This is a genomic window from Accumulibacter sp., from assembly GCF_036625275.1.
Lineage (GTDB): Bacteria > Pseudomonadota > Gammaproteobacteria > Burkholderiales > Rhodocyclaceae > Accumulibacter.
Genome location: NZ_JAZKUD010000014.1, coordinates 21,301 through 47,206, shown reverse-complemented (window position 1 = coordinate 47,206; position 25,906 = coordinate 21,301). Strand labels below are relative to the sequence as shown.

Sequence of the window (25,906 nt, the reverse complement as noted above, 5' to 3'; positions counted from 1 at the left end):
CGCTGCTACTACTTCGAGTAGAGTTCGATGACGAGACTCTCGTTGATCGTCGGCGGCAGTTCACTGCGCTCCGGGTGTGCCTTGTAGGTACCCTTTGCAGCCTTGGCATCCACTTCAACCCACTCGGGGAAACCCCGTGCCTCGGCAGCAGCCAGAGCAGCCTTGACGCGAAGGTGTGCTTTTGCCTTCTCGCAGACTTCAACGACATCACCGGGGCGAACCTGGTATGATGGAATGTTTACACGCTGACCGTTAACGAGGACGCCGTTGTGCCTGACCACCTGGCGCGACTCCGCGCGTGACGCCGCGAAGCCCATGCGATAACAAACGCTATCGAGACGCGCCTCGAGCAATTGCAGCAGCACTTCACCGGTCACGCCCCTGCGACGGTCAGCCTCTTTGTAAACCTTGCGGAACTGTCCTTCAAGAACGCCATAGATCCGCCGAATCTTCTGCTTTTCCCGCAGGTGAACACCGTAGTCGGACAAGCGCTGCCCGGACTTCTGGCCATGCTGCCCGGGTGCGTATGAACGACGTTCGATCGCGCACTTGTCGGTGAAACACTTTTCCCCCTTGAGGAACAACTTTTCGCCTTCACGGCGGCACTGGCGGCACTTCGGATCGAGATTGCGAGCCACTATTTTTCTCCTTAAATCCGACGCTTCTTGGGTGGCCGACAACCATTATGCGGGATCGGCGTGACATCGGTGATCGCGGTGATCTTCATCCCGAGTGCATTGAGCGCACGCACCGACGACTCCCGCCCAGGGCCGGGACCCTTGATGCGAACTTCGAGGTTTTTGACGCCACACTCGACAGCAACCCGGCCGGCAGCTTCAGCGGCAACCTGTGCAGCAAACGGCGTACTCTTGCGTGAACCCTTGAAGCCGGCGCCACCCGAGGTCGCCCAAGACAGCGCGTTACCCTGACGGTCGGTGATGGTAATGATCGTATTGTTGAAAGAAGCGTGGATGTGAGCAACACCCTCAGCGACGTTCTTTCTGATTTTGACTTTCTTACGAACTTTTGCAGCAGTCTTGGCCATGGTCAGGTCCTAGTCTTTCATCATTTCTTGCCGGCGATCGGCTTCCGTGGTCCTTTACGAGTACGCGCATTGGTGCGCGTCCGCTGGCCACGCGACGGCAGGCCCTTGCGGTGGCGAAGGCCACGATAGCAGCCCAGGTCCATCAAGCGCTTGATGCTCATCGTGACTTCGCGACGCAGGTCACCCTCGACACTGAATTTTCCGATCTGGTCGCGCAAACGCTCCAGTTCAGCCTCGGTCAGGTCCTTCATTTTTGTTGAACGTAGAACTCCAGCAGCATCACAGATTTTCTGTGCGCGCGGCCGTCCGATACCGTAGATGGCAGTTAATGCGATCTCGGCATGCTGGTGGTTCGGGAGGTTTACCCCTGCGATGCGTGCCATCGATTCACCCCAAATAATGAGAACTTAATGTTTATGCCTTCAACCGACTGACAACTCACCATGGTGGTCGCAGCGATCAACCCTGACGCTGCTTGTGACGTCGATCCGTACAGATCACACGCACAATGCCATGGCGCCGAATAATCTTGCACTTGCGGCAGATGCGTTTCACAGATGCCAGCACTTTCATGATTCACTCCTGATTTCCCGGCCTGAGGCGCAGCCTGCCTTTTGTCGGGTTGTTGCGTAGATTGCTGCGTAGATCCTAGATTCTTTTAAAAACCATGCCATTCACTTGGCACGGAAGACGATGCGTGCACGACTCAGATCATAGGGTGTCAGTTGCACGGTTACCTTGTCGCCCGGCAGGATGCGAATATAGTGCATGCGCATTTTCCCGGAGATGAAACCCAGCACGACATGGCCGTTTTCGAGCTTCACCCTGAAGGTGGCATTGGGAAGGTTCTCAATAACCTCGCCCTGCATTTCAATCAAGTCTTCCTTCGCCATTCTATTTCGCCGGTGAGCCTTTGAAGTTAGCCTTTTTCAACAGGCTTTCGTACTGATGTGACATGGCATACGCCTGCACCTGGGTCATGAAATCCATGGTGACGACGACGATGATCAGGAGGGAGGTACCGCCAAAGTAGAACGGCACGTTCCATTTCAGGATCAGAAACTCTGGTAACAGACAGACGATGGTGATATAGCCCGCGCCAACCAAGGTCAGTCGCATCAGGATCTTGTCGATGTAGCGTGCGGTCTGATCACCCGGCCGAATCCCGGGAACGAATGCACCGCTTCTCTTCAGGTTGTCGGCAGTTTCCTTGGAATTGAACACCAGCGCTGTATAGAAGAAGCAAAAAAAGATGATCGCCGCAGCATACAACATCACATAAATCGGTTGCCCCGGAGACAGCGCATCCGCAATGTCCTTCAGCCAACGCACCGACTCTCCAGAGCCAAACCAGCCGGCGATCGTTGCCGGAAACAGGATGATCGACGAAGCAAAAATCGGCGGGATCACACCAGCCATGTTCAGTTTCAGCGGCAGGTGCGAACTTTGCCCACCATAAATCTTGTTACCCACCTGACGTTTCGCGTAGTTGACCAGGATCTTGCGCTGTCCCCGTTCAACGAAAACGACAAACGCGGTGACCAGAACGACCAGTATGCAAATCACGATTGCCGTCAGAGGATGCATGGCGCCGGTTCGAACCAACTCAAGGAGGCCGCCTATGGCATTTGGCAACCCGGCTGCGATCCCCGCAAAAATGATGATCGAGATCCCATTCCCAAGCCCGCGTTCGGTGACCTGCTCTCCCAACCACATCAGAAACATCGTACCGGTGACCAGTGTGGTCACGGTTACGAAGCGAAACAGCATTCCCGGTTCAATCACCAATCCAGGCTGTGATTCGACCGCGACAGCAATACCAATTCCCTGAAACAAGGCGAGAAAAACGGTTCCATAGCGCGTGTACTGCGTGATTTTGCGACGCCCGGCTTCCCCTTCCTTTTTCAGCGCCTCGAGTTGCGGGCTGGCGTGAGTCATCAATTGCATGATGATCGATGCGGAAATATATGGCATGATCCCGAGTGCAAAGATCGTAAAACGGGAAAGCGCTCCACCCGAGAACATGTTGAACATGCCCAGGATGCCACCTTGCTGATTGTTGAACAGCATGCTCAAGGTTTGGGCGTCAATGCCCGGAACCGGAATATGCGCGCCGATCCGATACACGACCAAGGCACCAAGCAGGAACCACAGCCGACGTTTCAGATCGCCGAACTTTCCACCCTTGCTGACCGTGTTGGAACTCGTTACCAAAAAAGGCCACCTTTTACTTGCTTGTTATTCCGAAACGCTGCCGCCGGCAGCTTCGATCGCTGCGCGCGCGCCAGCAGTTGCCCCGACACCCTTGAGGGTCAGCTTACGGTTAATTTCGCCAGAGAGCACCACCTTTGCCGACAGCGCATGCTGCGAAACCAGATTGGCCTGCATCAACGTCGCCAGGTCGACTTCATCAACCGGCAAACGCGCGATCTCCGACAAACGGACCTCGGCATTGCGGGCATTGGTCATCGACTTGAACCCACGCTTGGGCAGACGGCGCTGCAGTGGCATCTGCCCGCCTTCAAAGCCTACTTTCTGGAAGCCGCCAGCGCGTGATTTCTGACCTTTGTGGCCTCGGCCACAAGTCTTTCCAAAACCTGAGCCGATACCTCGGCCGACACGCTTTCTATCCGTTCGAGCCCCATTGGCGGGTTGAATAGTATTAAGTTCCATCTCAGCCCTCACACTTCAGGAGGTAGGAAACCTTGTTGATCATCCCGCGAACCGCCGGCGTATCTTCAAGGAGCGAAGTACTATTCAAACGCCGCAGCCCCAAACCGCGTACCGTTGCGCGATGCGATTCCTTGGTACCGATCAGGCTCCTGACAAGCGTCACTTTCACTTTCTTCTCAGACATTGCTCACTCCAAGATTTCGGCAACGGTTTTGCCACGTTTGGCAGCAACCTCGGCCGGCGTGGTCATCGCCCGCAAACCATTGATCGTCGCCCGCACAATATTGTAAGGATTGGTTGACCCATGCGCCTTGGCAACCACATTGGTCATGCCAATCACGTCGAAGACCGCCCGCATGGCGCCGCCAGCAATGATCCCGGTACCTTCGGGTGCCGGCTGCATCATCACTTTCGACGCCCCATGATGACCAACGACCGTGTGCTGCAAGGTCCCACTCCGGAGACTGACCTTGATCAGATTGCGGCGCGCTTCTTCCATGGCCTTCTGGACTGCCACCGGAACTTCTCGCGACTTCCCCTTGCCCATTCCCACCCGACCGTCACCGTCACCCACCACGGTCAGTGCGGCAAAACCGAGAATGCGACCACCTTTCACCACCTTGGTCACGCGGTTGATTGAGATCATCTTCTCACGCATGCCGTCGTCCGGCTTTTCGGCCTGCTGAGGTTTCCTGCTTTGCGGTTTAGCCATTGATTACTCCAATTCTTTGCCGAGCGATCAGAACTTGAGACCGGCTTCACGCGCCGCATCTGCCAGCGCCTTGATCCGCCCGTGGTACCGGAAACCGGAACGATCAAACGCCACTTGGTCAATTCCGACTTGTTTCGCGCGTTCAGCGATCAATTGACCGATCGTTTTTGCCGCACTGATGTCTCCGCCGTTGGGCAGATTCTTGCGCACTTCTGGCTCCAGCGACGATGCCGCTGCCAGAACCCTCGTCCCACAAACCGAAATCACCTGTGCGTAGATGTGGCAGTTGCTGCGGTGAACCGACAAACGTACTGCTTTGAGTTCGGCAATCTTGGCACGGGTCTGGCGAGATCTGCGCAAACGCGCCTGTTTTTTGTCAATCATCTGAGCACCCTTACTTTTTCTTCTTCGTTTCCTTGATCACGACCACTTCGTCCGCATAACGCACGCCCTTGCCCTTGTAGGGCTCCGGTTTACGATAGGCGCGAACCTCTGCCGCGACCTGGCCAACGAGTTGCCGGTCAACTCCCTTGATTACAATCTCGGTCTGCGTCGGCACTGTGGCACTGATGCCGTCTGGCAACTGGTAAACCACGGGATGCGAGAACCCGAGACTCAGGTTGAGCGTATCACCTTGCACCTGAGCGCGGTAGCCAACGCCAACCAGATTGAGCTTACGCTCGAAGCCCTTGCTGACTCCGGTGACCATATTGGCAACCACGGCACGCATGGTCCCGGAAAGCGCATCGGACTGAGCCACCCCCTCGACAGGTTTGCACAGCAGACTACCACCTTCCTGTTCGACGATCACCGCAGGGTGGGAGGCAAAATCGAGAGCCCCTAGCGGTCCCTTGACCGAGATGAGTTCTGCTGAAAGACCGACGGTGACACCCGGCGGGAGAACGATTGGTTTTTTTGCAACGCGGGACATGGCTAACCCTTACGCGACGAAGCACAGCACTTCGCCACCGACATGGCTAGCGCGCGCCTTACGATCAGTCATGACACCTTTGGGGGTCGATACAATTGCCACCCCCAGCCCATTCATGACCTGCGGAATATCACTGACACCTCGATAAATGCGGAGACCTGGCCTCGAAACCCGATCAATGCGTTCAATCACCGGCCGGCCAGCGTAATATTTCAGACCAATCTCGAGAACCGGCTTACCATCGTTCGGACTCACAGCAAAGTCCTCAACATAGCCTTCGTCCTTCAAGACCTGGGCAATGGCGATTTTTACCTTGGAAGACGGCATGGCGACGGAGCCCTTGCTTGCCATCTGGGCATTTCGGATGCGTGTCAGCATGTCGCTGATCGGATCACTCATACTCATTATGTTATCTCCTGCCTACCAGCTAGCCTTGATCATTCCCGGCACCTCGCCTTGCATCACGAAATCGCGCAGTTTGCCACGCCCCAAACCAAACTTCCGGAATACGCCACGCGGACGGCCGGTGAGCAGGCAGCGGTTACGGAGCCTGACTGGACTGGCATTGCGCGGCAACGCCTGCACCTTCAAGCGCGCCTCGAAGCGCTCTTCCACAGAACGACTCTGGTCGGATACAACAGCCATTAGCTCGGCACGCTTCTTGGCATACTTCTCAACCATCTTGCGCCGCTTCTCACCACGGTTGATCACAGCAAGTTTCGCCATTTCGTCTCAGTTCCTGAAAGGAAATTTAAACGCGCCAAGCAAGGCACGCGCCTCTTCATCGGTCTTGGCCGTAGTCGTGACACTGATGTTCATACCTCGCAGCGCATCAATCCTGTCGTACTCGATTTCAGGAAAGATGATTTGCTCCTTGAGACCCATGTTGTAGTTGCCACGGCCATCGAAACCTTTTCCGGAAATGCCGCGAAAATCGCGAACCCGCGGCAACGCAACAGTCACCAAGCGATCGATAAACTCGAACATGCGCGGACCACGAAGCGTGACCATGCAGCCGATCGGATAACCCGTACGGATCTTGAAACCGGCGATCGACTTGCGAGCCTTGGTAGTCACCGGCTTTTGCCCGGCAATCTTGACCAGGTCGCTCATTGCATTCTCAAGAACTTTCTTGTCAGCAACCGCTTCACCCACCCCCATGTTCAGGGTAACCTTGGTGATTCTCGGCACTTCCATTCTCGACTTGTACCCAAACCTGCGGGTCAACTCGTCCACCACCGTGGTGTTGTAATAATCCAGCAAACGCGCCATGACTACTCCTTAGGCCCCCAACACTTCACCAGTCGACTTGAAAAAACGCACCTTGGTATTGTCTTCAAGCGTTTTGAACCCGATACGATCCGCTTTTCTGCTCGCCGGGTTGTAGATCGCAACATTCGAGATGTGCAGCGGCATTTCCATTTCGACAATACCGCCGGCGACACCCTTGACCGGATTCGGCTTGACATGCTTCTTGGCGCGGTTGACACCTTCAACAAGAACATGCTCGGCATCGGTACGGCGAAGCACGGTTCCGCGCCTGCCCTTGTCTTTACCTGCGATGACGAGGACGTCGTCGCCCTTACGAATCTTTTCCATCGCCTTCTTCCTACAGCACTTCCGGCGCCAGGGACACAATCTTCATGAAACGGTCACCACGCAACTCGCGTGTCACCGGCCCAAAGATGCGCGTGCCAATCGGCTCCATCTTGTTATTTAGGAGTACAGCCGCATTGTGGTCAAACCTGACGAGCGACCCATCAGGGCGGCGAACGCCCTTGGCGGTACGCACCACTACGGCGCTATAGACATCACCCTTCTTGACGCGCCCACGCGGCGCCGCATCCTTGATAGTGACCTTGATAATGTCACCGACACCAGCATAGCGGCGCTTCGATCCGCCCAACACCTTGATACACATTACTGAACGTGCGCCGGTGTTGTCGGCAACGTCGAGAGTACTCTGCACTTGAATCATCTGTCACTCCAACTTGGCCCGCTGTGGCGGTCAGTCTTGGAACCCGCGAGGGGAGGAACGCTCAACACGCTGCGCTGTTGAGCGCGGGAAAACCGGAGATTATAGCGGATTCGCCAGAAAAAGCAAACCTTAAATCGCAACAGCACGTTCCAGCAATCTCGTGACCATCCATGTCTTGGTCTTGGAAAGCGGACGAGACTCCTGAATTTCAACGACATCGCCGACCTTTGCCTGGTTGTTGTCGTTGTGTGCATGGTACTTGCTCGAACGAATGATGATCTTGTTATACATGGCGTGCTTGACGCGACGCTCGACGATCACCGTGACGGTCTTTTCCATTCGGTCACTGACGACGCGCCCGACCAAGGTGCGCGTGTTGCTGGTGGTCTCGCTCATTGTTGAACTGCCTTTTCACGAAGAAGCGTGCGCACGCGCGCGATCTGACGACGCACTTTGCCAATCTGACTGTTATTCGACAACTGCTGCGTAGCAAGCTGCATGCGCAGGCCAAATTGGGCTTTCAGCAAGTCGAGCAACTCTTTGTTCAATTCGTCGACCGTTTTTGCTCTGAGTTCACTGGCTTTCATGATCAACCCACCATACGCGTAACGAAAACCGTTGGAATCGGGAGCTTCGCAGCAGCAAGCGCAAAAGCTTCACGCGCCAGACTTTCGGCAACCCCATCCATCTCGTAGAGAACCTTACCCGGTTTGATCTCAGCCACGTAGTACTCCGGACTCCCCTTGCCACTCCCCATCCGGACTTCGGCAGGTTTCTTTGATATCGGCTTGTCCGGGAAAATGCGGATCCATATCCGGCCACCGCGCTTGATGTGACGAGTCATGGCCCGCCGCGCTGCTTCAATCTGGCGAGCGGTCAACCGCCCACGACCAATCGCTTTTAGCCCGTACTCACCAAAACTGACTTTGGCACCCCGCAGCGCCAAGCCGGTATTGCGGCCTTTCTGCTCTTTGCGGTATTTTCTTCTAGTTGGCTGCAGCATCTGTGGTTCCTGCCTTTCTTACTCGTTTCACGGGTGCCTTCGCTTCCGCAGCAGCACCCTCGGCCTTCACAAGGTCTTCCTGAGCGTCGAGCCTGGTCCTTACCGTACGCGGCCGGTCAGCCGCCTCACCAGGGCGAGGAGAACGGCGAGGCCGCCGCTGATCATCAAGTGCCGGTTCGGCAGAAACAGTAGCCGGTTCCTGGCGATTGAGAATTTCACCCTTGAAAACCCAGACCTTGACACCGATCAGGCCATAGGTGGTCAGCGCTTCCGAGGTTGCGTAGTCAATATCGGCGCGCAAGGTGTGCAGCGGCACGCGGCCTTCTCGATACCATTCCCGCCGGGCAATCTCGACCCCGTTGAGACGACCGGAACTCATGATCTTGATACCTTGCGCACCCAACCGCATTGCATTCTGCATGGCCCGTTTCATGGCTCGACGGAACATGATGCGTTTCTCAAGCTGCTGTGTAATCGAGTCGGCAATTAGCTGAGCATCCAGCTCAGGCTTGCGGATTTCTTCGATGCTCACATGCACCGGGACGCCCATGATCTTCTGCAGGGCCACCCGCAAGTGGTCGATCTCTTCCCCCTTCTTGCCGATCACCACACCCGGACGAGCCGAGAATACAGTCACACGTGCATTCTTGGCTGGACGCTCGATAAGGATGCGCCCGACCGAAGCATGTTTCAGCTTTTTCCGCAAGTATTCGCGAACGCGAACATCTTCGTTGAGCATGCCGGCAAAGTTCTTGCTGTTGGCGTACCAGCGCGACGACCAATCACGCGTAACGGCCAGACGAAAACCAGCAGGATGAATCTTTTGTCCCATTCTTGTTCCTCAGTTGCCGACGGTCAGAAAAACATGACAGGTCGGCTTGACGATCCGGTTGCCGCGCCCCTTGGCTCGCGCTGCAAAGCGCTTGAGCACCATGCCCTTTTCGACACAGATAGTCGTTACCTTCAGCTCGTCAATATCCGCACCGACATTATGCTCGGCGTTGGCGATAGCCGATTCGAGCACCTTCTTGATGATTGCGGCGCCTTTCTTGGGACTGAAGGTCAGAATGTTGAGCGCCTTATCGATTGGTAAACCGCGAATCTGATCGGCCACCAGCCGACCTTTCTGACTCGACAGCCGAACCCCACGCAAAACAGCACGAGTTTCCATATTCATTCCTTTACTTCTTGGCCTTCTTGCCAGCGGTGTGGCCCTTGAAGGTACGGGTCAGTGAAAACTCGCCCAGTTTGTGCCCAACCATATTCTCGGTGACGTACACCGGTACGTGCTGCTTGCCGTTATGAACGGCAATGGTGAGACCCACGAAATCCGGCAGCACGGTCGACCTGCGCGACCACGTCTTGATCGGGCGCTTGTCGCCCGTCGCGCGCACCACGCTCACTTTTTTAATCAGATGGGCATCAGCAAACGGGCCCTTTTTAATGGAACGTCCCATGGTTATCTATCCCCTAGCGTTTTTGACGGCGCTGCACGATCATCGACGTTGTGCGCTTGTTGCGACGAGTACGATAACCTTTGGTCTTGGTACCCCAAGGACTGACCGGATGCATCCCTGCTGCTGTCTTGCCTTCACCGCCACCGTGCGGGTGGTCGATCGGATTCATCGCGACGCCCCGAACAGTCGGTCGAATACCACGCCAACGATTGCCGCCGGCTTTGCCTATGGAACGCAGGCTATGTTCTTCGTTACCCACCTCGCCGACGGTCGCACGGCACTCGACATGCACTCGACGAATCTCGCCGGAACGTAGGCGAAGCTGCGCATGCACACCTTCACGGGCCAGCAACTGTACCGAGGTCCCGGCGGATCGTGCCAACTGCGCACCCTTTCCCGGCACCATCTCGACGCAATGGATTGTCGTACCGACCGGAATATTACGGATCGGCAAAGAATTGCCCGTCTTGATCGGTGCTTCAGAACCACTCGAGACCTGTTGACCAACGGTCAGGCCTTTCGGGGCAATGATGTAGCGGCGTTCACCATCAGCGTAACAAAGCAGGGCAATGTTTGCAGTCCGGTTCGGATCGTACTCGAGACGTTCGACCTTTGCCGGAACTCCATCCTTGTTGCGCTTGAAATCAATCAGCCGATAGTGCTGCTTATGCCCACCACCCTGGTGCCGGGTCGTGACATGACCGTTGTTATTGCGACCAGCGTTCTTGGATTGTGGTTCAAGCAATGCAGCAACAGGCTCGCCCTTGTGCAGGTCGGTGCTCACGACCCGGATGACGGCACGGCGACCCGGCGAGGTCGGTTTGACTTTGACGAGTGCCATCAGACGCCTCCTCCATCGACAAAATTAATCTCCTGGCCCGGCTGCAGGCAGACGTAGGCCTTTTTCCAGTTGTTTCGGCGACCCATCCTACGGCCGAATTTCTTGTGCTTGCCCTTCACGTTCGCAATCTGTACCGACTTCACCGAGACCTTGAACAGCAACTCAACAGCCCCCTTGATCTCAGGCTTGGTTGCATCGGATGCCACACGAAAGATCACCTGCTCGTGTTTGTCGGCAACAAAAGTGGCCTTTTCGGAGATCTGAGGAGCGAGCAACACTTGCATCAGACGTTCTTGATTCATCCCAGGATCTCCTCAAACTTGGCGAGCGCCCCTTTGGTCATCAGCACCTTCCGGAACCGGACCAGTGACACCGGGTCTGCTTGCTGAACCTCGACAACCAGAATGTTCGGCAGATTGCGTGCTGCCAAGAATACGTTTTCGTCGAGATCATCCGTGATCAGGAGCACCGAATCGTAGCCCATCCCTTTGATCTTGGACGCAAAAATCTTCGTTTTCGGAGCTTCGATGGTAAAACTGTCGACCACCGCCAGACGATCCTCGCGAGCAAGCTGCGAGAGGATCGAGGCCATCCCGGCGCGATACATCTTGCGATTCAGTTTATGGGCGAAGTTCTCATCCGGGGAACTTGGGAAGACCTGGCCACCGCCTCGCCAGATTGGTGAAGAAGACATGCCAGCGCGGGCGCGACCAGTACCCTTCTGGCGCCACGGCTTCTTGGTGGTATGCCGGACATCATGCCGGCTTTTCTGGGCGCGGTTGCCGCTACGACCATTGGCCTGGTAGGCAACCAACACCTGATGCACCAGCGCTTCATTGTATTCGCGGCCAAACAGAGTGTCGGAAGCTTCCAGGCGACTCGCTTCCAGGCCTTGTTCATTGATCAGTTTGAGTTCCATTTATGCCCCCGCCTTGACTGCAGGACGCACGATTACGTCCGACCCTTTGGAACCGGGGACCGCACCCTTGAGCAACAGCAACTGGCGTTCAGCATCAACGCGAACGACTTCAAGGTTTTGCTGAGTACGTTTGACAGCACCCAGATGACCCGCCATTTTCTTGCCCGGAAAAACACGACCCGGATCCTGTGCCATTCCGGTTGAACCGAGGGCCTGATGCGAGACCGAATTGCCGTGAGCAGCACCCTGAGACCTGAATTGATGCCGTTTGATTCCACCCGAAAAGCCCTTGCCGATGGTCTGACCAGTGACATCAACCTTCTGCCCGACCGCGAAGATGCTTACACTGATCTGATCGCCAGGCTGCAGTGCAGCGAGGTCGGCGACGGAAACGGGAAACTCCTTCAAGACGTGACCGGCTTCGACACCCGCCTTGGCAAGATGCCCCGCGAGGGGCTTATTCACGCGCGAGGCGCGGCGCTTGCCGAAAGCCACCTGCACGACTGAATAGCCGTCTTTCTCCGGCGTTTTGATCTGGGCAACGCGATTGTTCGACACATCGAGCACGGTTACCGGAACACTCACACCATCCTCGGTAAAGATGCGCGTCATGCCGACCTTGCGCCCAACAAGGCCTAGACTCATGTTTATTCTCCTCTGACCGGCTACGATTGGCCGGCGAGCGCTGCTTAAAAAACAGGCAGTATCACTACGCGACTGCCCGACGAAAGGCGGCGATTATAGCCGCTCGCAGGTGCTTACTGCAACTTAATTTCGACGTCAACACCGGCGGGAAGATCGAGTTTCATCAAGGCATCGACGGTCTTGTCGGTGGGATCGATGATATCCATCAAGCGCAGGTGAGTACGGATTTCAAACTGGTCGCGCGAGGTCTTGTCTACATGCGGCGAACGCAGAATATCAAAACGCTCGGTGCGGGTCGGTAACGGCACCGGACCGCGGACAACGGCGCCGGTGCGCTTGGCGGTTTCAACAATTTCCTGTGCGGACTGATCGATCAGGCGATAGTCAAAGGCTTTCAGGCGAATACGAATTTTCTGGCTGTGCATTTTTTTTCCAAAGAGCGATCGGTGGGGCCGTAGCAGCCCCACCAGAAGTGTGTGCCCGACTACTCGATGATTTTCGCCACCACACCGGCGCCGACGGTACGACCCCCTTCGCGGATCGCGAAGCGCAGGCCCTCTTCCATGGCGATCGGAGAAATCAGCTTGACCGTCATCTGCACGTTGTCACCCGGCATCACCATCTCGACCCCTTCCGGCATGGCGATGGCCCCCGTCACGTCGGTCGTGCGGAAATAGAACTGCGGGCGATAGTTGTTGAAGAACGGCGTATGGCGCCCTCCTTCTTCCTTCGACAGGCAGTACACCTCGCCGGTGAAATGCGTGTGCGGCTTGATCGAACCGGGCTTCGCCAACACCTGCCCGCGCTCGACGTCGTCGCGCTTGGTGCCACGCAGCAGGATGCCCACGTTGTCGCCGGCCTGACCCTGATCGAGCAATTTGCGGAACATTTCAACGCCGGTGCAGATCGTCTTGACGGTCGGCCGAATGCCGACAATCTCGACTTCTTCACCCACCTTGATGACTCCCCGCTCAACACGACCCGTGACGACCGTGCCCCGTCCGGAAATCGAGAATACGTCTTCGATCGGCAGCAGAAATGGCTTGTCGATCGCCCGCTGCGGCGCCGGAATGTAGGCATCCAGGGCATCCGCCAGCGCCATCACCGACTGCTCGCCCAGCGGACCCGTATCACCTTCCAGCGCCTTCAGCGCCGAACCCTGGACGATCGGCGTGTCGTCACCCGGAAAATCGTACTTGGACAGCAGCTCGCGCACTTCCATGTCGACCAGTTCCAGCAACTCGGCGTCGTCAACCATGTCGCATTTGTTCAGGTAAACAACCACGTACGGCACACCCACCTGTCGCGCCAGCAGAATGTGCTCGCGCGTCTGCGGCATCGGCCCATCCGCCGCCGAAACCACCAGAATCGCGCCGTCCATCTGCGCCGCACCGGTAATCATGTTCTTGATGTAGTCGGCGTGCCCCGGGCAATCCACATGCGCATAATGGCGCTTGGCTGTCTCGTACTCGACGTGCGCGGTGTTGATCGTGATCCCACGCGCCTTTTCCTCCGGCGCCGCGTCAATCTGGTCGTAAGCCTTCGCCACTCCGCCAAATTTCTTCGCCAGAATCGTCGTGATCGCCGCCGTCAGCGTCGTCTTCCCGTGATCGACGTGCCCAATCGTGCCGACATTGACGTGCGGCTTCGTACGCTCAAATTTTCCCTTGGCCATACCTTTACCTTATATCCTCGATCAGTCATTTCTTGTTGATGACCGCTTCGGCGACATTCTTTGGCGCCTCGGCATAGTGCTTGAATTCCATTGAATAGGTCGCGCGGCCCTGACTCAGTGAGCGAAGAGTAGTCGAGTAACCAAACATCTCGGCCAGCGGCACCTCTGCCTTGATCGCCTTGATGTTGCCCGGCAGATCCTCCATCCCCTGAATCATGCCACGCCGACTCGAGAGGTCGCCCATCACGTTGCCCATGTAGTCCTCCGGAGTCTCGACATCGACCGCCATCATCGGCTCCAGCAAAGTCGGCGACGCCCGCCGCATGCCTTCCTTGAAGGCAATGGCTGCAGCCTGACGGAAGGCATTCTCGTTGGAGTCGACGTCGTGGTAGGAGCCTTCGAACAGGGTGAACCTGATGTCAACCACCGGGAATCCGGCGAGCACGCCACTGGTGACAGCATCCTGCAGCCCCTTGTCGACCGCAGGAATGTACTCGCGAGGCACCGTACCGCCCTTGATGGCGTCGATGAATTCGTAGCCCTTGCCTGGCTCGTTGGGCTCGATTTTCAACCAGACATGGCCATACTGACCGCGCCCACCCGATTGTTTGACGAACTTTCCTTCCTGTTCGACCGATTTCTTGATGCACTCGCGATACGCGACTTGCGGCGCTCCAACATTGGCGTCCACACCGAACTCGCGCTTTAGGCGGTCAACGATAATCTCAAGATGCAGCTCACCCATTCCCGAGATGATCGTCTGCCCCGACTCCTCATCGGTGCGCACGCGGAAAGAAGGATCCTCCTGCGCCAGGCGGCCGAGAGCGATGCCCATCTTTTCCTGATCCTGCTTGGTCTTCGGCTCAACAGCCACGTGAATCACAGGCTCCGGGAAAACCATGCGCTCGAGGGTGATGACCGCCGAGGGATCGCAGAGCGTTTCGCCAGTAGTGACATCCTTGAGGCCTACGCAAGCAGCGATGTCGCCGGCAAGAACTTCCTTGAGCTCTTCGCGATTGTTGGCGTGCATCTGTAAAACCCGCCCGATGCGTTCGCGACGACCCTTGATCGGGTTGTAGATAGTGTCACCGGACTTCAGGATACCTGAATAGACCCGGATAAAGGTCAACTGGCCGACGTAGGGGTCGGTCATCAGTTTGAAGGCGAGCGCGGAAAACTTGGCAGTATCGGAAGCCTCACGCACATCCGGCTCACCATTGTCATCTTCCCCGGTCACCGGCGGAATATCGACCGGCGACGGCAAGAGATCAATCACCGCATCAAGCATGCGCTGCACACCCTTGTTCTTGAAAGCCGTGCCACAAAGTGCCGGTTGAATCTCGCAGGCAATCGTACGCTCACGCAGACCCCTGATGACCTCGGCCTCGGTCAGATCCCCCGCGTCAAGATACTTGTCCATCAATTCCTCGGAGGACTCGGCAGCAGCTTCAACCATCTTGCTACGCCACTCATCGGCCTCGGCTTGCAATGCGGCAGGGATCTCGCGATAGTCGAACTTCATCCCCAGAGAGGCTTCATCCCAATAGATCGCCTTCATCTTGATCAGGTCGACGACGCCTTCAAAGTAGTCCTCCTTGCCAATCGGGATGACGATCGGGATCGGATTAGCCTTGAGACGGGTCCGCATTTGATCGACGACCTTGAGAAAATCCGCACCCTGGCGATCCATCTTGTTGATGAAGGCCAGGCGAGGCACTTTGTATTTTGTTGCCTGCCGCCAAACGGTCTCTGACTGCGGTTGCACACCACCGACTGCGCAATAAATCATGCACGCACCATCGAGAACCCGCATTGAGCGCTCAACCTCAATCGTGAAGTCAACGTGACCGGGTGTATCGATGATATTGATCCGATGCTCCGGGCGATCAAACTGCATCCCTTTCCAGAAGCAGGTCGTGGCCGCCGAAGTAATGGTGATGCCACGCTCCTGCTCTTGCGCCATCCAGTCCATGGTCGCGGCGCCGTCATGCACTTCACCGATTTTGTGGTTGATACCCGTATAGAACAGGATACGCTCGGTCGCCGTCGTCTTACCGGCATCGATGTGAGCGCTGATGCCGATGTTCCGGTAACGCTCAATGGGAGTTTTGCGTGCCACAGTATAAACCTTCACTAATAAAGAACGATCTCCAGCACCGTTGGCGCCGGTGGTGCATCTTAGAACCGGAAGTGAGCGAATGCCTTGTTGGCTTCGGCCATACGGTGCACTTCGTCACGCCTTTTGACCGCACCGCCGCGACTCTCCGACGCTTCCAGCATTTCTGCTGCCAGGCGTTGACCCATCGACTTTTCAGAACGTTTGCGCGCCGACTCGCGCAGCCAGCGCATGGCTAGCGCCATACGGCGACTCGGTCGGACCTCAACCGGGACCTGGTAATTGGCGCCACCGACACGACGGCTTTTCACTTCGACCAGGGGCTTGATATTTCCCAAAGCCAAGCCGAACACCTCCAGCGGATCTTTGCCGGTCTTGCTGACAATCTGGTCAAAAGCACCATAGACAATTCGTTCGGCAACGGATTTCTTGCCACTCTTCATGATCGTATTCACGAACTTCGACACTTCGACATTGCCGAACTTTGGGTCCGGCAGAATATCGCGCTTCGGCACTTCACGACGACGGGGCATAGCAACCTCTCATAGTCACAATTCAGTCGAAGAGTCAGGGCAAAAGACCCGACCTTCCCGGCCACCCATCAGGAGCAGCCCTTACTCGGACGGAACTCAAGCAGCTTTCGGGCGCTTGGTACCGTACTTGGAACGGCCCTGCTTGCGCTTCTTGACGCCCTGTGTGTCAAGCGAGCCGCGAATGGTGTGGTAACGGACGCCCGGCAAGTCCTTGACGCGACCACCCCGGATCAGAACCACGGAGTGTTCCTGCAGATTGTGGCCTTCACCGCCAATGTACGAAATGACCTCGAAGCCATTCGTCAGTCGCACCTTGCAGACTTTCCGCAGCGCCGAGTTCGGCTTCTTCGGCGTGGTGGTATAGACACGGGTGCACACGCCCCGTTTCTGAGGGCAATTACTCAGCGCCGGGACTTTGCTTTTGCTGCGTATCGCCTCGCGAGGCTTGCGCACCAGTTGGTTAATGGTCGGCATGTTTCTACCCCTATGTTCAGTTCAGCAAGCGCCGTGCAAGCACAGGGCTTCTGCCAAAAAACCAAGGCGGACCAAAGGCCGCCCTGGCAATAATGATGATTAACCGAAGCGCTGCAGGCATCGGCGACAAAGACCGGCGATTTTAGGGTCTATTACATTTCAAGTCAAGCTACCGAAGCATTTTGGGCATTCTCGGAACTCTCTTCGCTACGCGATGCCTCATCGTCGGTCTGTAGCTCCCCCCCGCCAGCGATATCCTCGCCAGCAGCGTTCTTCCTGCGCGTACTGTGATAGGCAAGGCCCGTACCCGCCGGAATTAGACGGCCAACAATGACATTCTCCTTGAGTCCGCGCAACTCATCCCGCTTGCCCATGATCGCCGCTTCGGTCAACACCCGCGTCGTTTCCTGGAAGGACGCCGCCGAAATGAACGAATCGGTGGACAAGGAGGCCTTGGTGATGCCCAGGAGCACATGCTCATAGGTCGCCGGCAGCCTGCCCTCGGCGATCATCCGGTCATTCTCGTCGAGCAGATGCGCACGCTCCACCTGCTCTCCCTTGATGAACTTGGTATCACCCGGGTCCAGCACATTGACCCGGCGCAACATCTGGCGAACAATCACTTCGATATGTTTGTCGTTGATCTTGACGCCCTGCAGGCGATAAACGTCCTGCACCTCATCGGTGATATAGATGGCCAGCGCCTCGACCCCCAGCAGCCGCAGAATGTCATGCGGATCCGGCGCCCCATCGACAATTGATTCACCCTTGTTCACCACTTGCCCGTCATGTACCAGGACATGCTTGTCCTTGAGAATCAGATATTCGTGGGTGGCCCCGTCAAGGTCGGTAATCACCAGCCGCTGCTTGCCCTTGGTATCCTTGCCGAAGGACATCGTGCCAGTATATTCTGCAAGCATTCCGGCATCCTTGGGCGTGCGTGCTTCGAAAAGTTCGGCAACCCGTGGCAGACCGCCGGTAATGTCACGCGTCTTGGCCGATTCCTGCGGCAAGCGAGCGAGTACGTCACCTACTGAAATCGGTTGCCCATCGAGAACATTGATGATCGCCCCGACCTGGAAAGTGATGGTGACCGGGTGATCGCTGCCGTGCATCTTGACTTCCTGGCCATCGGGCTCGAACAACCTGACCTGCGGGCGCAGGCCTTTGCTGGGCGCCTTGCCGCCGCGCTTCGGATCGATCACCACCAGTGTTGAAAGCCCAGTGACCTCATCGATCTGTTTGGCGACAGTGACCCCTTCCTCGACATTCTCGAACTTTACGAGACCCGAGTACTCAGCAATGATCGGGCGCGTGTGCGGATCCCAGCTGGCCAGCCGGGCACCTGCCCTGACGGCTTGACCGTCAGCGACCTGCAGTGTCGCGCCGTAGGGCACCTTGTGCTTTTCACGTTCCCGCCCGTTATCGTCGGTGATCAGTATCTCACCGGAACGGGTAATGACAATCTTCTCGCCCTTGGCGCTGGTGACATAGCGCATGCTCACGGTGAAGCGCACCACGCCAGTGCTTCGCGTCTCGACCTGGCTCGCCACGGCAGCACGTGACGCAGCCCCCCCGACGTGAAAGGTCCGCATGGTCAACTGCGTCCCCGGCTCGCCGATCGATTGTGCGGCGATAACGCCGACCGCCTCACCAACATTGACCGGCGTACCACGACCGAGATCACGGCCATAACACTTGGCACACAGTCCGTAACGGGTTTCGCAGGTCAGTGGCGTACGTGCCTTGACTTCATCGATACCTAACTGATCGATCAGGTCACAATGATCCTCACCGATCAGCGTCCCTGGCTCGATGACCGTCTCCTGCGTGTCCGGATGCACGACTTCGGAGGCCGTGACCCGACCGAGGATACGCTCGCGCAAGGCCTCGATGACCTCTCCACCTTCGATCAACGCCTTCATCGTCACCCCGTTACTGGTTCCACAGTCGTCCTCGATGACTACCAGATCCTGGGTCACGTCGACCAGTCGCCGCGTCAGGTAACCCGAGTTGGCGGTTTTCAAGGCTGTATCTGCAAGGCCCTTGCGCGCACCGTGAGTCGAGATGAAGTACTGAAGGACGTTCAGTCCCTCTCGGAAATTGGTTGTGATTGGCGTTTCAATGATCGATCCGTCCGGTTTGGCCATCAGGCCGCGCATGCCCGCCAACTGGCGAATCTGCGCTGCCGAACCGCGAGCGCCAGAATCGGCCATCATGAAAATGGAGTTGAACGATTCCTGTTTTTCCATCTCCCCGCGGCGATTCTTCACCTCAACGTGACCAAGCTGATCCATCATCACCTTGGCAACCTGGTCACCGGTACGGCCCCAGATATCGACCACCTTGTTATAGCGCTCACCATTGGTGACCAGACCGTTGGTGTACTGGTTCTCGATTTCCTTCACTTCCGCCTCAGCAGCAGCGATGATCTCGCGCTTCTGTGCCGGCACCAGCATGTCGTCGGAACAGATCGAAATACCGGCGCGGGTCGCCAAACGATAGCCGTTCTGCATCAGCTTGTCGGCAAAGACCACGGTTTCCTTGAGGCCGCAGCGGCGGAAGGCGGCATTGATCAGCTTCGAGATTTCCTTTTTCTTGAGACTCTTGTCGATCAGGCTGAATGGCAGACCCTTCGGCAGAATCTCGGAAAGCAGCGCACGCCCTGCAGTGGTGTGGTAACGGGTGATCTTCTCCTGCCAGCCGTTCTCACCGTCACTCTCGTATTCGGTAATGCGCACCGCAATACGCGCGTGAATGTCGAGTTCGCCGGCCTGCATGGCGCGTGTCACCTCTGCCAGGTCGGGGAACATCATTCCCTCCCCCTTGGCGTTGATCCGCTCACGTGTGGCGTAGTAGAGACCGAGAACGATATCCTGCGATGGCACGATGATCGGCTCACCATTTGCCGGCGACAGGACATTGTTGCTCGCCAGCATCAGGGTCCGGGCTTCCATCTGGGCTTCCAGCGACAAGGGCACATGCACCGCCATTTGGTCGCCGTCGAAGTCAGCGTTGAAGGCCGCACACACCAGTGGATGCAACTGGATCGCCTTGCCTTCGATCAGTGTCGGCTCGAAAGCCTGAATGCCGAGACGGTGTAGCGTCGGCGCGCGGTTGAGCATGATCGGATGCTCGCGAATCACTTCTTCGAGGATGTCCCAGACCACCGCCTCCTGGGTCTCGACCATCTTCTTCGCCTGCTTGATGGTGGTCGCCAGACCCATCACTTCGAGACGGTTAAAGATGAAAGGCTTGAACAATTCGAGCGCCATCAGTTTCGGCAAACCGCACTGGTGCAGCTTGAGCTGTGGCCCGACGACGATCACCGAACGACCCGAGTAGTCAACGCGCTTGCCGAGCAGGTTCTGACGGAAACGCCCCCCCTTGCCCTTGATCATGTCAGCCAGCGACTTCAGCGGACGCTTGTTGGCACCGGTCATCGCCTTGCCGCGACGCCCGTTGTCAAGCAGCGAGTCGACCGCTTCCTGAAGCATGCGTTTTTCATTGCGCACGATGATTTCAGGCGCCTTCAGTTCGAGCAGGCGCTTCAGACGATTGTTGCGGTTGATGACGCGACGGTAGAGATCGTTGAGATCCGATGTCGCAAAGCGCCCACCGTCAAGCGGCACCAATGGGCGGAGATCCGGCGGCAGTACGGGCAGCACTTCGAGCACCATCCATTCCGGCTTGATGCCCGATTTCTGAAAGCCCTCAAGAATCTTCAGCCGCTTGGAGAACTTCTTGCTCTTGGTTTCCGAGGTGGTGGTTTCCAGTTCGCTACGCAACATTTCGACTTCACGCGCCAGATCGATCGAACGTAACAACTCGCGGATGCCTTCAGCACCCATTTTGGCTTCGAAGTCGTCTCCGTACTCCTCGACCTTGGCCGTGTAATCATCCTCGGTCAGCAACTGGCCGCGCGCCAGAGGCGTCATGCCCGGCTCGAAGACCACGAACGCTTCGAAGTACAGTACCCGTTCGATGTCACGCAGCGTCATGTCAAGCACCATGCCGAGACGGCTCGGCAAGCTCTTCAGGAACCAGATGTGGGCGACCGGGCTGGCCAGCTCGATGTGTGCCATACGCTCGCGTCGCACCTTGGCCAGCGTCACTTCAACGCCGCATTTCTCACAGATGACACCCCGATGCTTGAGCCGCTTGTACTTGCCGCAAAGACACTCGTAGTCCTTGATCGGACCAAAAATCTTGGCGCAGAACAGCCCATCACGCTCGGGCTTGAAGGTACGGTAGTTGATCGTCTCGGGCTTCTTGACTTCACCGTAAGACCATGAACGAATCTTGTCCGGCGAAGCCAGACCGATGGTGATCGCATCGAACTGCTCTTCCTGCGTCACCTGCCTAAACAAATCCAGCAATGCTTTCATCTTTTGCTCCTGTGAGGAGTGCGCTGTCAGGGGTCAAGGACCATGCGACGGGAGAATTGACCTTGCCCCTCGCTCGCCGCATAGCTATCAGAAGCGTTCGAGATCGATATCGATCGCCAGTGAACGGATTTCCTTGACCAGAACGTTGAACGATTCCGGCATGCCGGCATCGATTTTGTGGTCACCCTTGACAATGTTCTCGTATACCTTGGTTCGGCCATTGACGTCGTCGGACTTGACGGTGAGCATTTCCTGCAGCACGTAGGATGCACCGTAGGCCTCAAGCGCCCATACTTCCATCTCTCCGAAGCGCTGCCCACCGAACTGCGCCTTGCCTCCGAGTGGCTGCTGGGTCACCAGAGAGTACGGTCCGGTCGAACGCGCGTGCATCTTGTCATCGACCAGATGATGCAGCTTCAGGACATGCATGTAACCAACGGTGACCTGGCGCTCGAACTGCTCGCCGGTACGCCCGTCGTACAACGTCATCTGGGCCGATTGCGGCATGCCCGCCAGTGCCAGGACGGACTTGATTTCGGACTCCTTGGCACCGTCGAAAACCGGTGTCGCAAAAGGCACTCCAGCTTCAAGGTTACCTGCCATTTCAAGAATCTCGTTATCAGTCAGTTGATCGAGGTCCTCAGATTTGCCGGTGCTGTTGTAGATTCGGTCGAGGAAGGCACGCATCTCTCTGGCAGTCGACTGCCGGCGCAGCATGTCACCAATTTTATGGCCCAGACCCTTGGCGGCAAGCCCGAGGTGGACCTCGAGAATCTGGCCAACGTTCATCCGTGAAGGCACGCCGAGCGGGTTGAGCACGATGTCGACGGGATGACCATCAGCCATGTAAGGCATATCCTCAACCGGTACGATGCGCGAAACCACCCCCTTGTTGCCATGCCGTCCGGCCATCTTGTCGCCAGCCTGTAGTCGGCGCTTGACGGCAACGTACACCTTGACCATCTTCTGCACGCCCGGTGGCAATTCGTCACCCTGGGTGAGTTTCTTGCGCTTTTCCTCAAAGGCGATGTCGAATTCCTTGCGAGTCTGTTCGAGACCCTCGCGTAGCGATTCGAGTTGCTGCGCGACGTCCTCATCGGCCATCCGGATATCGAACCAGTGATGCGGGTCGATGCCGTCGAGGTATTCCTGGGTGACCAGCGTGCCCTTGGCCAGCCTTTTCGGTCCGCCATTCGCCGGTTTGCCGACGATCATTCGCGCGGCACGTGCGAAGGCGTCGCGTTCGACGATGCGCAGTTGATCGGCAAGGTCCAGTTTGTAGCTTCGCAATTGATCGTCGATGATCGACTGTGCCCGCTTGTCGCGCTCGATCCCCTCACGGGTAAACACCTGCACGTCGATGACCGTCCCGGAAATACCCGATTGAACGCGTAGCGAGGTGTCTTTCACGTCAGACGCCTTCTCGCCAAAAATTGCGCGCAGCAGCTTCTCTTCTGGAGTGAGCTGTGTTTCACCCTTCGGCGTCACCTTGCCAACCAGCACATCGCCTGCTTCAACCTCGGCACCAATATGGACGATTCCCGATTCGTCGAGGCGGGAGAGCTGTGATTCACCCAGAGAGGCAATGTCACGGGTAATTTCCTCGGGGCCGAGCTTGGTGTCACGCGCGACGACGGTCAGTTCCTCAATGTGAATCGAGGTAAAGCGGTCTTCGGCAACCACGCGCTCCGAGATCAGAATGGAGTCCTCGAAGTTGTAACCATTCCAGGGCATGAAGGCGACCAGCATGTTCTGGCCAAGCGCCAGTTCTCCCTTGTCGGTCGATGCCCCGTCGGCCACCACGTCGCCCCTGGCAATGTGATCACCGACGCGAACCAGCGGCCGCTGATTGATATTGGTGTTCTGGTTGGAGCGCGTGTACTTCACCAGGTTGTAGATGTCCACACCGACTTCGCCTGGCCCGGTTTCGTCGTCATTGACCCGCACCACGACGCGCGAGGCATCGACGTAATCGACCAGGCCCCCGCGCAGCGCCTGTACCGCAGTACCCGAATCCACCGCCACCGTTCGCTCGATCCCCGTTCCCACCAAGGGCTTTTCCGGACGCAGGCAAGGAACCGCCTGACGCTGCATGTTGGCGCCCATCAGCGCACGATTGGCATCATCGTGCTCAAGGAAGGGAATCAGCGACGCCGCAACCGAGACGATCTGGCTCGGTGCCACGTCCATATACTGAACGCGCGCCGGCTCGGCGAGAATGGTTTCACCCTTCTCACGACAAGTCACCAACTGATCGGTCAACACGCCGCCATCACCCAGATCGGAATTGGCCTGAGCGATGATATAGGCGCCCTCTTCGATGGCTGAAAGATACTCGATCTGATCGGTGACCCGACCGTCGACCACCTTGCGGTAGGGGGTTTCCAGGAAACCATACTCATTGGTACGGGCATACAGCGCCAGCGAATTGATCAGTCCGATATTCGGGCCTTCCGGTGTTTCGATCGGGCAGACGCGGCCGTAATGGGTCGGATGAACGTCCCGCACTTCAAAACCGGCTCGCTCGCGCGTCAAACCACCTGGGCCGAGTGCCGAGACGCGACGCTTGTGGGTAATCTCGGAAAGCGGGTTGGTCTGGTCCATGAACTGCGATAACTGGCTGGAACCGAAGAACTCGCGGACTGCAGCGCTGATCGGCTTGGCGTTGATCAGATCGTGCGGCATCAAATTGTCGGATTCGGCCTGTGACAAACGCTCTTTCACGGCACGTTCGACGCGCACCAGCCCAGCGCGGAACTGATTTTCGGCCAGTTCGCCGACCGAACGAACCCGGCGATTACCCAGATGGTCGATGTCATCGATCTCTCCGCGACCATTGCGCAGCTCGACGAGCAGTTTGATGACTTCAACGATATCACGCGGCGACAGCGTCAGCTGTTCGCGCACCTCACCAGAAACCCCCAGCGCCTTCAACTGCTCAAACAAGGTCACCGCAGCTTCCTGAGTCAGGTTCTCCGCCACCGCACGCGGACCATGGCTCAATTCGGCAATCATCTGTTCGACATTGGCGACCGAATCACCCACCTGGTCGTTGATCAGTTTGATGATCGCATCGCGTTTGGAGGGCACGTGCTTGACCATGACCTTGTATTCGATGACCGCCTTCCGGGCAACCCGGCGATTGAACTTCATCCGGCCAACCCCTGACAGATCGTAGCGGTCGTCCGAGTAGAACAGGCCGTTAAAAAGTATCTCGACGGCTTCTTCGGTGGGTGGTTCGCCGGGCCGCATCATTCGGTAAATGGCAATGCGGGCGGCTTGCCGAGAGATGGTTTCATCGGTGCGCAAAGTCTGCGAAATGAAGCCACCGCGATCGAGGTCGTTGATATACAGGGTATGCAGCGATTCGACCCCAGATTCGGAGAGTTTTGCCAACAGGCTCTCGGTGATTTCGTCATTGGCATTGGCCAGGATCTCGCCACTACTCTGGTCAATGATGTCCTCGGCAATCACTCGGCCAATCAGAAAGTCATCAGGAACAGCGACCTGCTTGATCCCAGCCTGATCGAGTTCACGAATGTGTTTGGCAGTAATCCGTTTGTCCTTGCCGATGATCAACTTTCCAGACGGATCGTTAAAGTCGAAACGCGCGACTTCCCCACGCAGACGCTCCGGAACGAGCGCAAACTCGACGATCCGCCTGCCCAGATAAAAGGTATCAAACTCGAAGAATTCGCGCAGGATGCGCTGTGGTGTCAGACCGATCGCTTTCAACAACGTGGTGACCGGCATCTTCCGGCGACGGTCAACGCGAAAAAACAGGAGATCCTTGGGATCGAACTCGAAATCCAGCCATGATCCGCGGTAGGGAATGACGCGTGCAGAAAAGAGCAGTTTGCCAGAACTGTGCGTCTTCCCACGGTCGTGCTCGAAGAATACCCCCGGTGAGCGGTGAAGCTGCGAGACAATGACCCGTTCGGTACCATTGATGACAAAGGAACCGGTTGTCGTCATGAGCGGGATTTCGCCCATATAGACTTCCTGCTCCTTGACCTCCTTGATGGTGTCCGGCGCCTCGCGGTCGAGAATGACCAGGCGCACCTTCGCCCGCAAGGCCGACGCGAAAGTCAGGCCACGCTGCTGGCATTCCGTAACGTCGAAAGCCGGGTCGGAAAGCGTAAAGCTGACAAACTCCAGCCGTGCATTGCCGCTGTGACTGACGATCGGGAAAATCGAGGAAAAGGCAGCCTGTAAACCCTGGTTTTTGCGCTGTGCCGGCGGCACTCCTGCCTGCAGGAAGGCAGAGAACGACTCCAACTGGGTGGCCAGCAAGAACGGTACGTCAAGCACGGTAGAGCGCTTGGCAAAACTCTTGCGGATACGCTTTTTCTCGGTGTAGGAGTAGGTCATGGTCGCTCCGAACTCAGAAGGCAAATCCTCTAGCGCCCCGGCGAGGGTCGCAACACCCGCCGGTCCGCAACGGACAAACGCAAAATGACCAGCTCAACACAGAGAGGAGAGCGATGCCCTGCCCTGTCTTCGCTACTCGTACTTG

At 57.1% G+C, this 25,906-nt stretch carries 33 protein-coding genes; all 33 read right to left on the bottom strand.

Going from position 1 to position 25,906, the window contains the following annotated elements; genetic code table 11:
- Positions 1 to 8: 8 nt before the first annotated feature.
- The 33 genes from rpsD to rpoB all read right to left on the bottom strand — a co-directional run bounded on the left by rpsD (position 9) and on the right by rpoB (position 25,761).
- On the bottom strand, positions 9 to 638 hold the full coding sequence (rpsD, locus tag V5B39_RS07810; protein ID WP_332342335.1) for a 30S ribosomal protein S4: 630 nt from the start codon (positions 636 to 638) through the stop codon (positions 9 to 11).
- A gap of 11 nt (positions 639 to 649) precedes the next feature.
- On the bottom strand, positions 650 to 1,045 hold the full coding sequence (gene rpsK / locus V5B39_RS07805) for a 30S ribosomal protein S11 (RefSeq protein ID WP_034910014.1): 396 nt from the start codon (positions 1,043 to 1,045) through the stop codon (positions 650 to 652).
- Between the two features lie 20 nt (positions 1,046 to 1,065).
- Positions 1,066 to 1,428, bottom strand: coding sequence for a 30S ribosomal protein S13 (gene rpsM / locus V5B39_RS07800; RefSeq protein ID WP_034923761.1), 363 nt, complete (start codon positions 1,426 to 1,428; stop codon positions 1,066 to 1,068).
- A 76-nt stretch (positions 1,429 to 1,504) separates the two neighbouring features.
- Complete coding sequence (gene rpmJ / locus V5B39_RS07795; RefSeq protein ID WP_034923764.1) at positions 1,505 to 1,618, bottom strand: 50S ribosomal protein L36; 114 nt, start codon at positions 1,616 to 1,618, stop codon at positions 1,505 to 1,507.
- 101 nt (positions 1,619 to 1,719) lie between these two features.
- Positions 1,720 to 1,938 carry a translation initiation factor IF-1 gene (gene infA / locus V5B39_RS07790; protein WP_015767904.1) on the bottom strand — a complete coding sequence of 73 codons (219 nt, stop codon included), beginning with the start codon at positions 1,936 to 1,938 and terminating at the stop codon, positions 1,720 to 1,722.
- A 1-nt stretch (position 1,939) separates the two neighbouring features.
- Complete coding sequence (gene secY / locus V5B39_RS07785) at positions 1,940 to 3,259, bottom strand: preprotein translocase subunit SecY (protein WP_332342334.1); 1,320 nt, start codon at positions 3,257 to 3,259, stop codon at positions 1,940 to 1,942.
- A 24-nt stretch (positions 3,260 to 3,283) separates the two neighbouring features.
- The gene (rplO, locus tag V5B39_RS07780) at positions 3,284 to 3,718 is read right to left on the bottom strand and encodes a 50S ribosomal protein L15 (protein ID WP_332342333.1); all 435 of its coding nucleotides are present in this window, start codon (positions 3,716 to 3,718) and stop codon (positions 3,284 to 3,286) included.
- Between the two features lies 1 nt (position 3,719).
- Complete coding sequence (gene rpmD, locus V5B39_RS07775; protein ID WP_034923777.1) at positions 3,720 to 3,902, bottom strand: 50S ribosomal protein L30; 183 nt, start codon at positions 3,900 to 3,902, stop codon at positions 3,720 to 3,722.
- Between the two features lie 3 nt (positions 3,903 to 3,905).
- Positions 3,906 to 4,430, bottom strand: coding sequence for a 30S ribosomal protein S5 (rpsE, locus tag V5B39_RS07770; protein ID WP_332342332.1), 525 nt, complete (start codon positions 4,428 to 4,430; stop codon positions 3,906 to 3,908).
- A 27-nt stretch (positions 4,431 to 4,457) separates the two neighbouring features.
- On the bottom strand, positions 4,458 to 4,811 hold the full coding sequence (rplR, locus tag V5B39_RS07765; protein WP_332342348.1) for a 50S ribosomal protein L18: 354 nt from the start codon (positions 4,809 to 4,811) through the stop codon (positions 4,458 to 4,460).
- A gap of 13 nt (positions 4,812 to 4,824) precedes the next feature.
- The gene (gene rplF, locus V5B39_RS07760; protein ID WP_332342331.1) at positions 4,825 to 5,361 is read right to left on the bottom strand and encodes a 50S ribosomal protein L6; all 537 of its coding nucleotides are present in this window, start codon (positions 5,359 to 5,361) and stop codon (positions 4,825 to 4,827) included.
- 9 nt (positions 5,362 to 5,370) lie between these two features.
- A complete protein-coding gene (gene rpsH, locus V5B39_RS07755) occupies positions 5,371 to 5,766 on the bottom strand; it encodes a 30S ribosomal protein S8 (RefSeq protein ID WP_034944384.1) in 396 nt (131 codons plus the stop codon).
- Between the two features lie 15 nt (positions 5,767 to 5,781).
- On the bottom strand, positions 5,782 to 6,087 hold the full coding sequence (gene rpsN / locus V5B39_RS07750; protein WP_332342330.1) for a 30S ribosomal protein S14: 306 nt from the start codon (positions 6,085 to 6,087) through the stop codon (positions 5,782 to 5,784).
- Positions 6,088 to 6,093: 6 nt separating this feature from the next.
- On the bottom strand, positions 6,094 to 6,633 hold the full coding sequence (gene rplE / locus V5B39_RS07745) for a 50S ribosomal protein L5 (RefSeq protein WP_332342329.1): 540 nt from the start codon (positions 6,631 to 6,633) through the stop codon (positions 6,094 to 6,096).
- A gap of 9 nt (positions 6,634 to 6,642) precedes the next feature.
- Entirely contained in the window at positions 6,643 to 6,960 is a 318-nt protein-coding gene (rplX, locus tag V5B39_RS07740; RefSeq protein ID WP_332342328.1) for a 50S ribosomal protein L24, read from the bottom strand.
- 10 nt (positions 6,961 to 6,970) lie between these two features.
- On the bottom strand, positions 6,971 to 7,339 hold the full coding sequence (gene rplN, locus V5B39_RS07735; protein ID WP_034914334.1) for a 50S ribosomal protein L14: 369 nt from the start codon (positions 7,337 to 7,339) through the stop codon (positions 6,971 to 6,973).
- A 129-nt stretch (positions 7,340 to 7,468) separates the two neighbouring features.
- Positions 7,469 to 7,735, bottom strand: coding sequence for a 30S ribosomal protein S17 (rpsQ, locus tag V5B39_RS07730; protein WP_332342327.1), 267 nt, complete (start codon positions 7,733 to 7,735; stop codon positions 7,469 to 7,471).
- Positions 7,732 to 7,926: a 50S ribosomal protein L29 gene (rpmC, locus tag V5B39_RS07725; RefSeq protein ID WP_332342326.1), complete on the bottom strand. Its 195-nt coding sequence runs from the start codon at positions 7,924 to 7,926 to the stop codon at positions 7,732 to 7,734. Before rpmC ends, rpsQ begins: the two co-directional genes overlap by 4 nt.
- A 2-nt stretch (positions 7,927 to 7,928) precedes the next feature.
- Positions 7,929 to 8,342, bottom strand: a complete 414-nt coding sequence (rplP, locus tag V5B39_RS07720) for a 50S ribosomal protein L16 (RefSeq protein ID WP_034923808.1) — start codon at positions 8,340 to 8,342, stop codon at positions 7,929 to 7,931.
- On the bottom strand, positions 8,326 to 9,174 hold the full coding sequence (gene rpsC / locus V5B39_RS07715) for a 30S ribosomal protein S3 (protein ID WP_332342325.1): 849 nt from the start codon (positions 9,172 to 9,174) through the stop codon (positions 8,326 to 8,328). The genes rplP and rpsC overlap by 17 nt, the downstream gene beginning before the upstream one ends.
- Before the next feature lie 9 nt (positions 9,175 to 9,183).
- Positions 9,184 to 9,513, bottom strand: a complete 330-nt coding sequence (gene rplV, locus V5B39_RS07710; RefSeq protein WP_332342324.1) for a 50S ribosomal protein L22 — start codon at positions 9,511 to 9,513, stop codon at positions 9,184 to 9,186.
- 10 nt (positions 9,514 to 9,523) lie between these two features.
- Complete coding sequence (rpsS, locus tag V5B39_RS07705) at positions 9,524 to 9,799, bottom strand: 30S ribosomal protein S19 (protein WP_332342323.1); 276 nt, start codon at positions 9,797 to 9,799, stop codon at positions 9,524 to 9,526.
- 13 nt (positions 9,800 to 9,812) lie between these two features.
- Positions 9,813 to 10,640, bottom strand: coding sequence for a 50S ribosomal protein L2 (rplB, locus tag V5B39_RS07700; protein ID WP_332342322.1), 828 nt, complete (start codon positions 10,638 to 10,640; stop codon positions 9,813 to 9,815).
- Positions 10,640 to 10,942, bottom strand: a complete 303-nt coding sequence (gene rplW, locus V5B39_RS07695) for a 50S ribosomal protein L23 (RefSeq protein ID WP_332342321.1) — start codon at positions 10,940 to 10,942, stop codon at positions 10,640 to 10,642. The genes rplB and rplW overlap by 1 nt, the downstream gene beginning before the upstream one ends.
- On the bottom strand, positions 10,939 to 11,559 hold the full coding sequence (rplD, locus tag V5B39_RS07690) for a 50S ribosomal protein L4 (RefSeq protein WP_332342320.1): 621 nt from the start codon (positions 11,557 to 11,559) through the stop codon (positions 10,939 to 10,941). Before rplD ends, rplW begins: the two co-directional genes overlap by 4 nt.
- A complete protein-coding gene (rplC, locus tag V5B39_RS07685) occupies positions 11,560 to 12,204 on the bottom strand; it encodes a 50S ribosomal protein L3 (RefSeq protein WP_332342319.1) in 645 nt (214 codons plus the stop codon).
- A 113-nt stretch (positions 12,205 to 12,317) separates the two neighbouring features.
- Entirely contained in the window at positions 12,318 to 12,629 is a 312-nt protein-coding gene (rpsJ, locus tag V5B39_RS07680) for a 30S ribosomal protein S10 (RefSeq protein WP_034923830.1), read from the bottom strand.
- A 59-nt stretch (positions 12,630 to 12,688) separates the two neighbouring features.
- Positions 12,689 to 13,879, bottom strand: a complete 1,191-nt coding sequence (tuf, locus tag V5B39_RS07675) for an elongation factor Tu (RefSeq protein ID WP_332342312.1) — start codon at positions 13,877 to 13,879, stop codon at positions 12,689 to 12,691.
- A 25-nt stretch (positions 13,880 to 13,904) separates the two neighbouring features.
- On the bottom strand, positions 13,905 to 15,998 hold the full coding sequence (fusA, locus tag V5B39_RS07670) for an elongation factor G (protein WP_332342347.1): 2,094 nt from the start codon (positions 15,996 to 15,998) through the stop codon (positions 13,905 to 13,907).
- 59 nt (positions 15,999 to 16,057) lie between these two features.
- Complete coding sequence (gene rpsG, locus V5B39_RS07665) at positions 16,058 to 16,528, bottom strand: 30S ribosomal protein S7 (protein WP_034923845.1); 471 nt, start codon at positions 16,526 to 16,528, stop codon at positions 16,058 to 16,060.
- A 96-nt stretch (positions 16,529 to 16,624) separates the two neighbouring features.
- A complete protein-coding gene (gene rpsL, locus V5B39_RS07660) occupies positions 16,625 to 17,002 on the bottom strand; it encodes a 30S ribosomal protein S12 (RefSeq protein ID WP_034923848.1) in 378 nt (125 codons plus the stop codon).
- Positions 17,003 to 17,166: 164 nt separating this feature from the next.
- Complete coding sequence (rpoC, locus tag V5B39_RS07655) at positions 17,167 to 21,390, bottom strand: DNA-directed RNA polymerase subunit beta' (RefSeq protein WP_332342318.1); 4,224 nt, start codon at positions 21,388 to 21,390, stop codon at positions 17,167 to 17,169.
- An 87-nt stretch (positions 21,391 to 21,477) separates the two neighbouring features.
- A complete protein-coding gene (gene rpoB, locus V5B39_RS07650) occupies positions 21,478 to 25,761 on the bottom strand; it encodes a DNA-directed RNA polymerase subunit beta (protein WP_332342317.1) in 4,284 nt (1,427 codons plus the stop codon).
- Between the last annotated feature and the right edge of the window lie 145 nt (positions 25,762 to 25,906).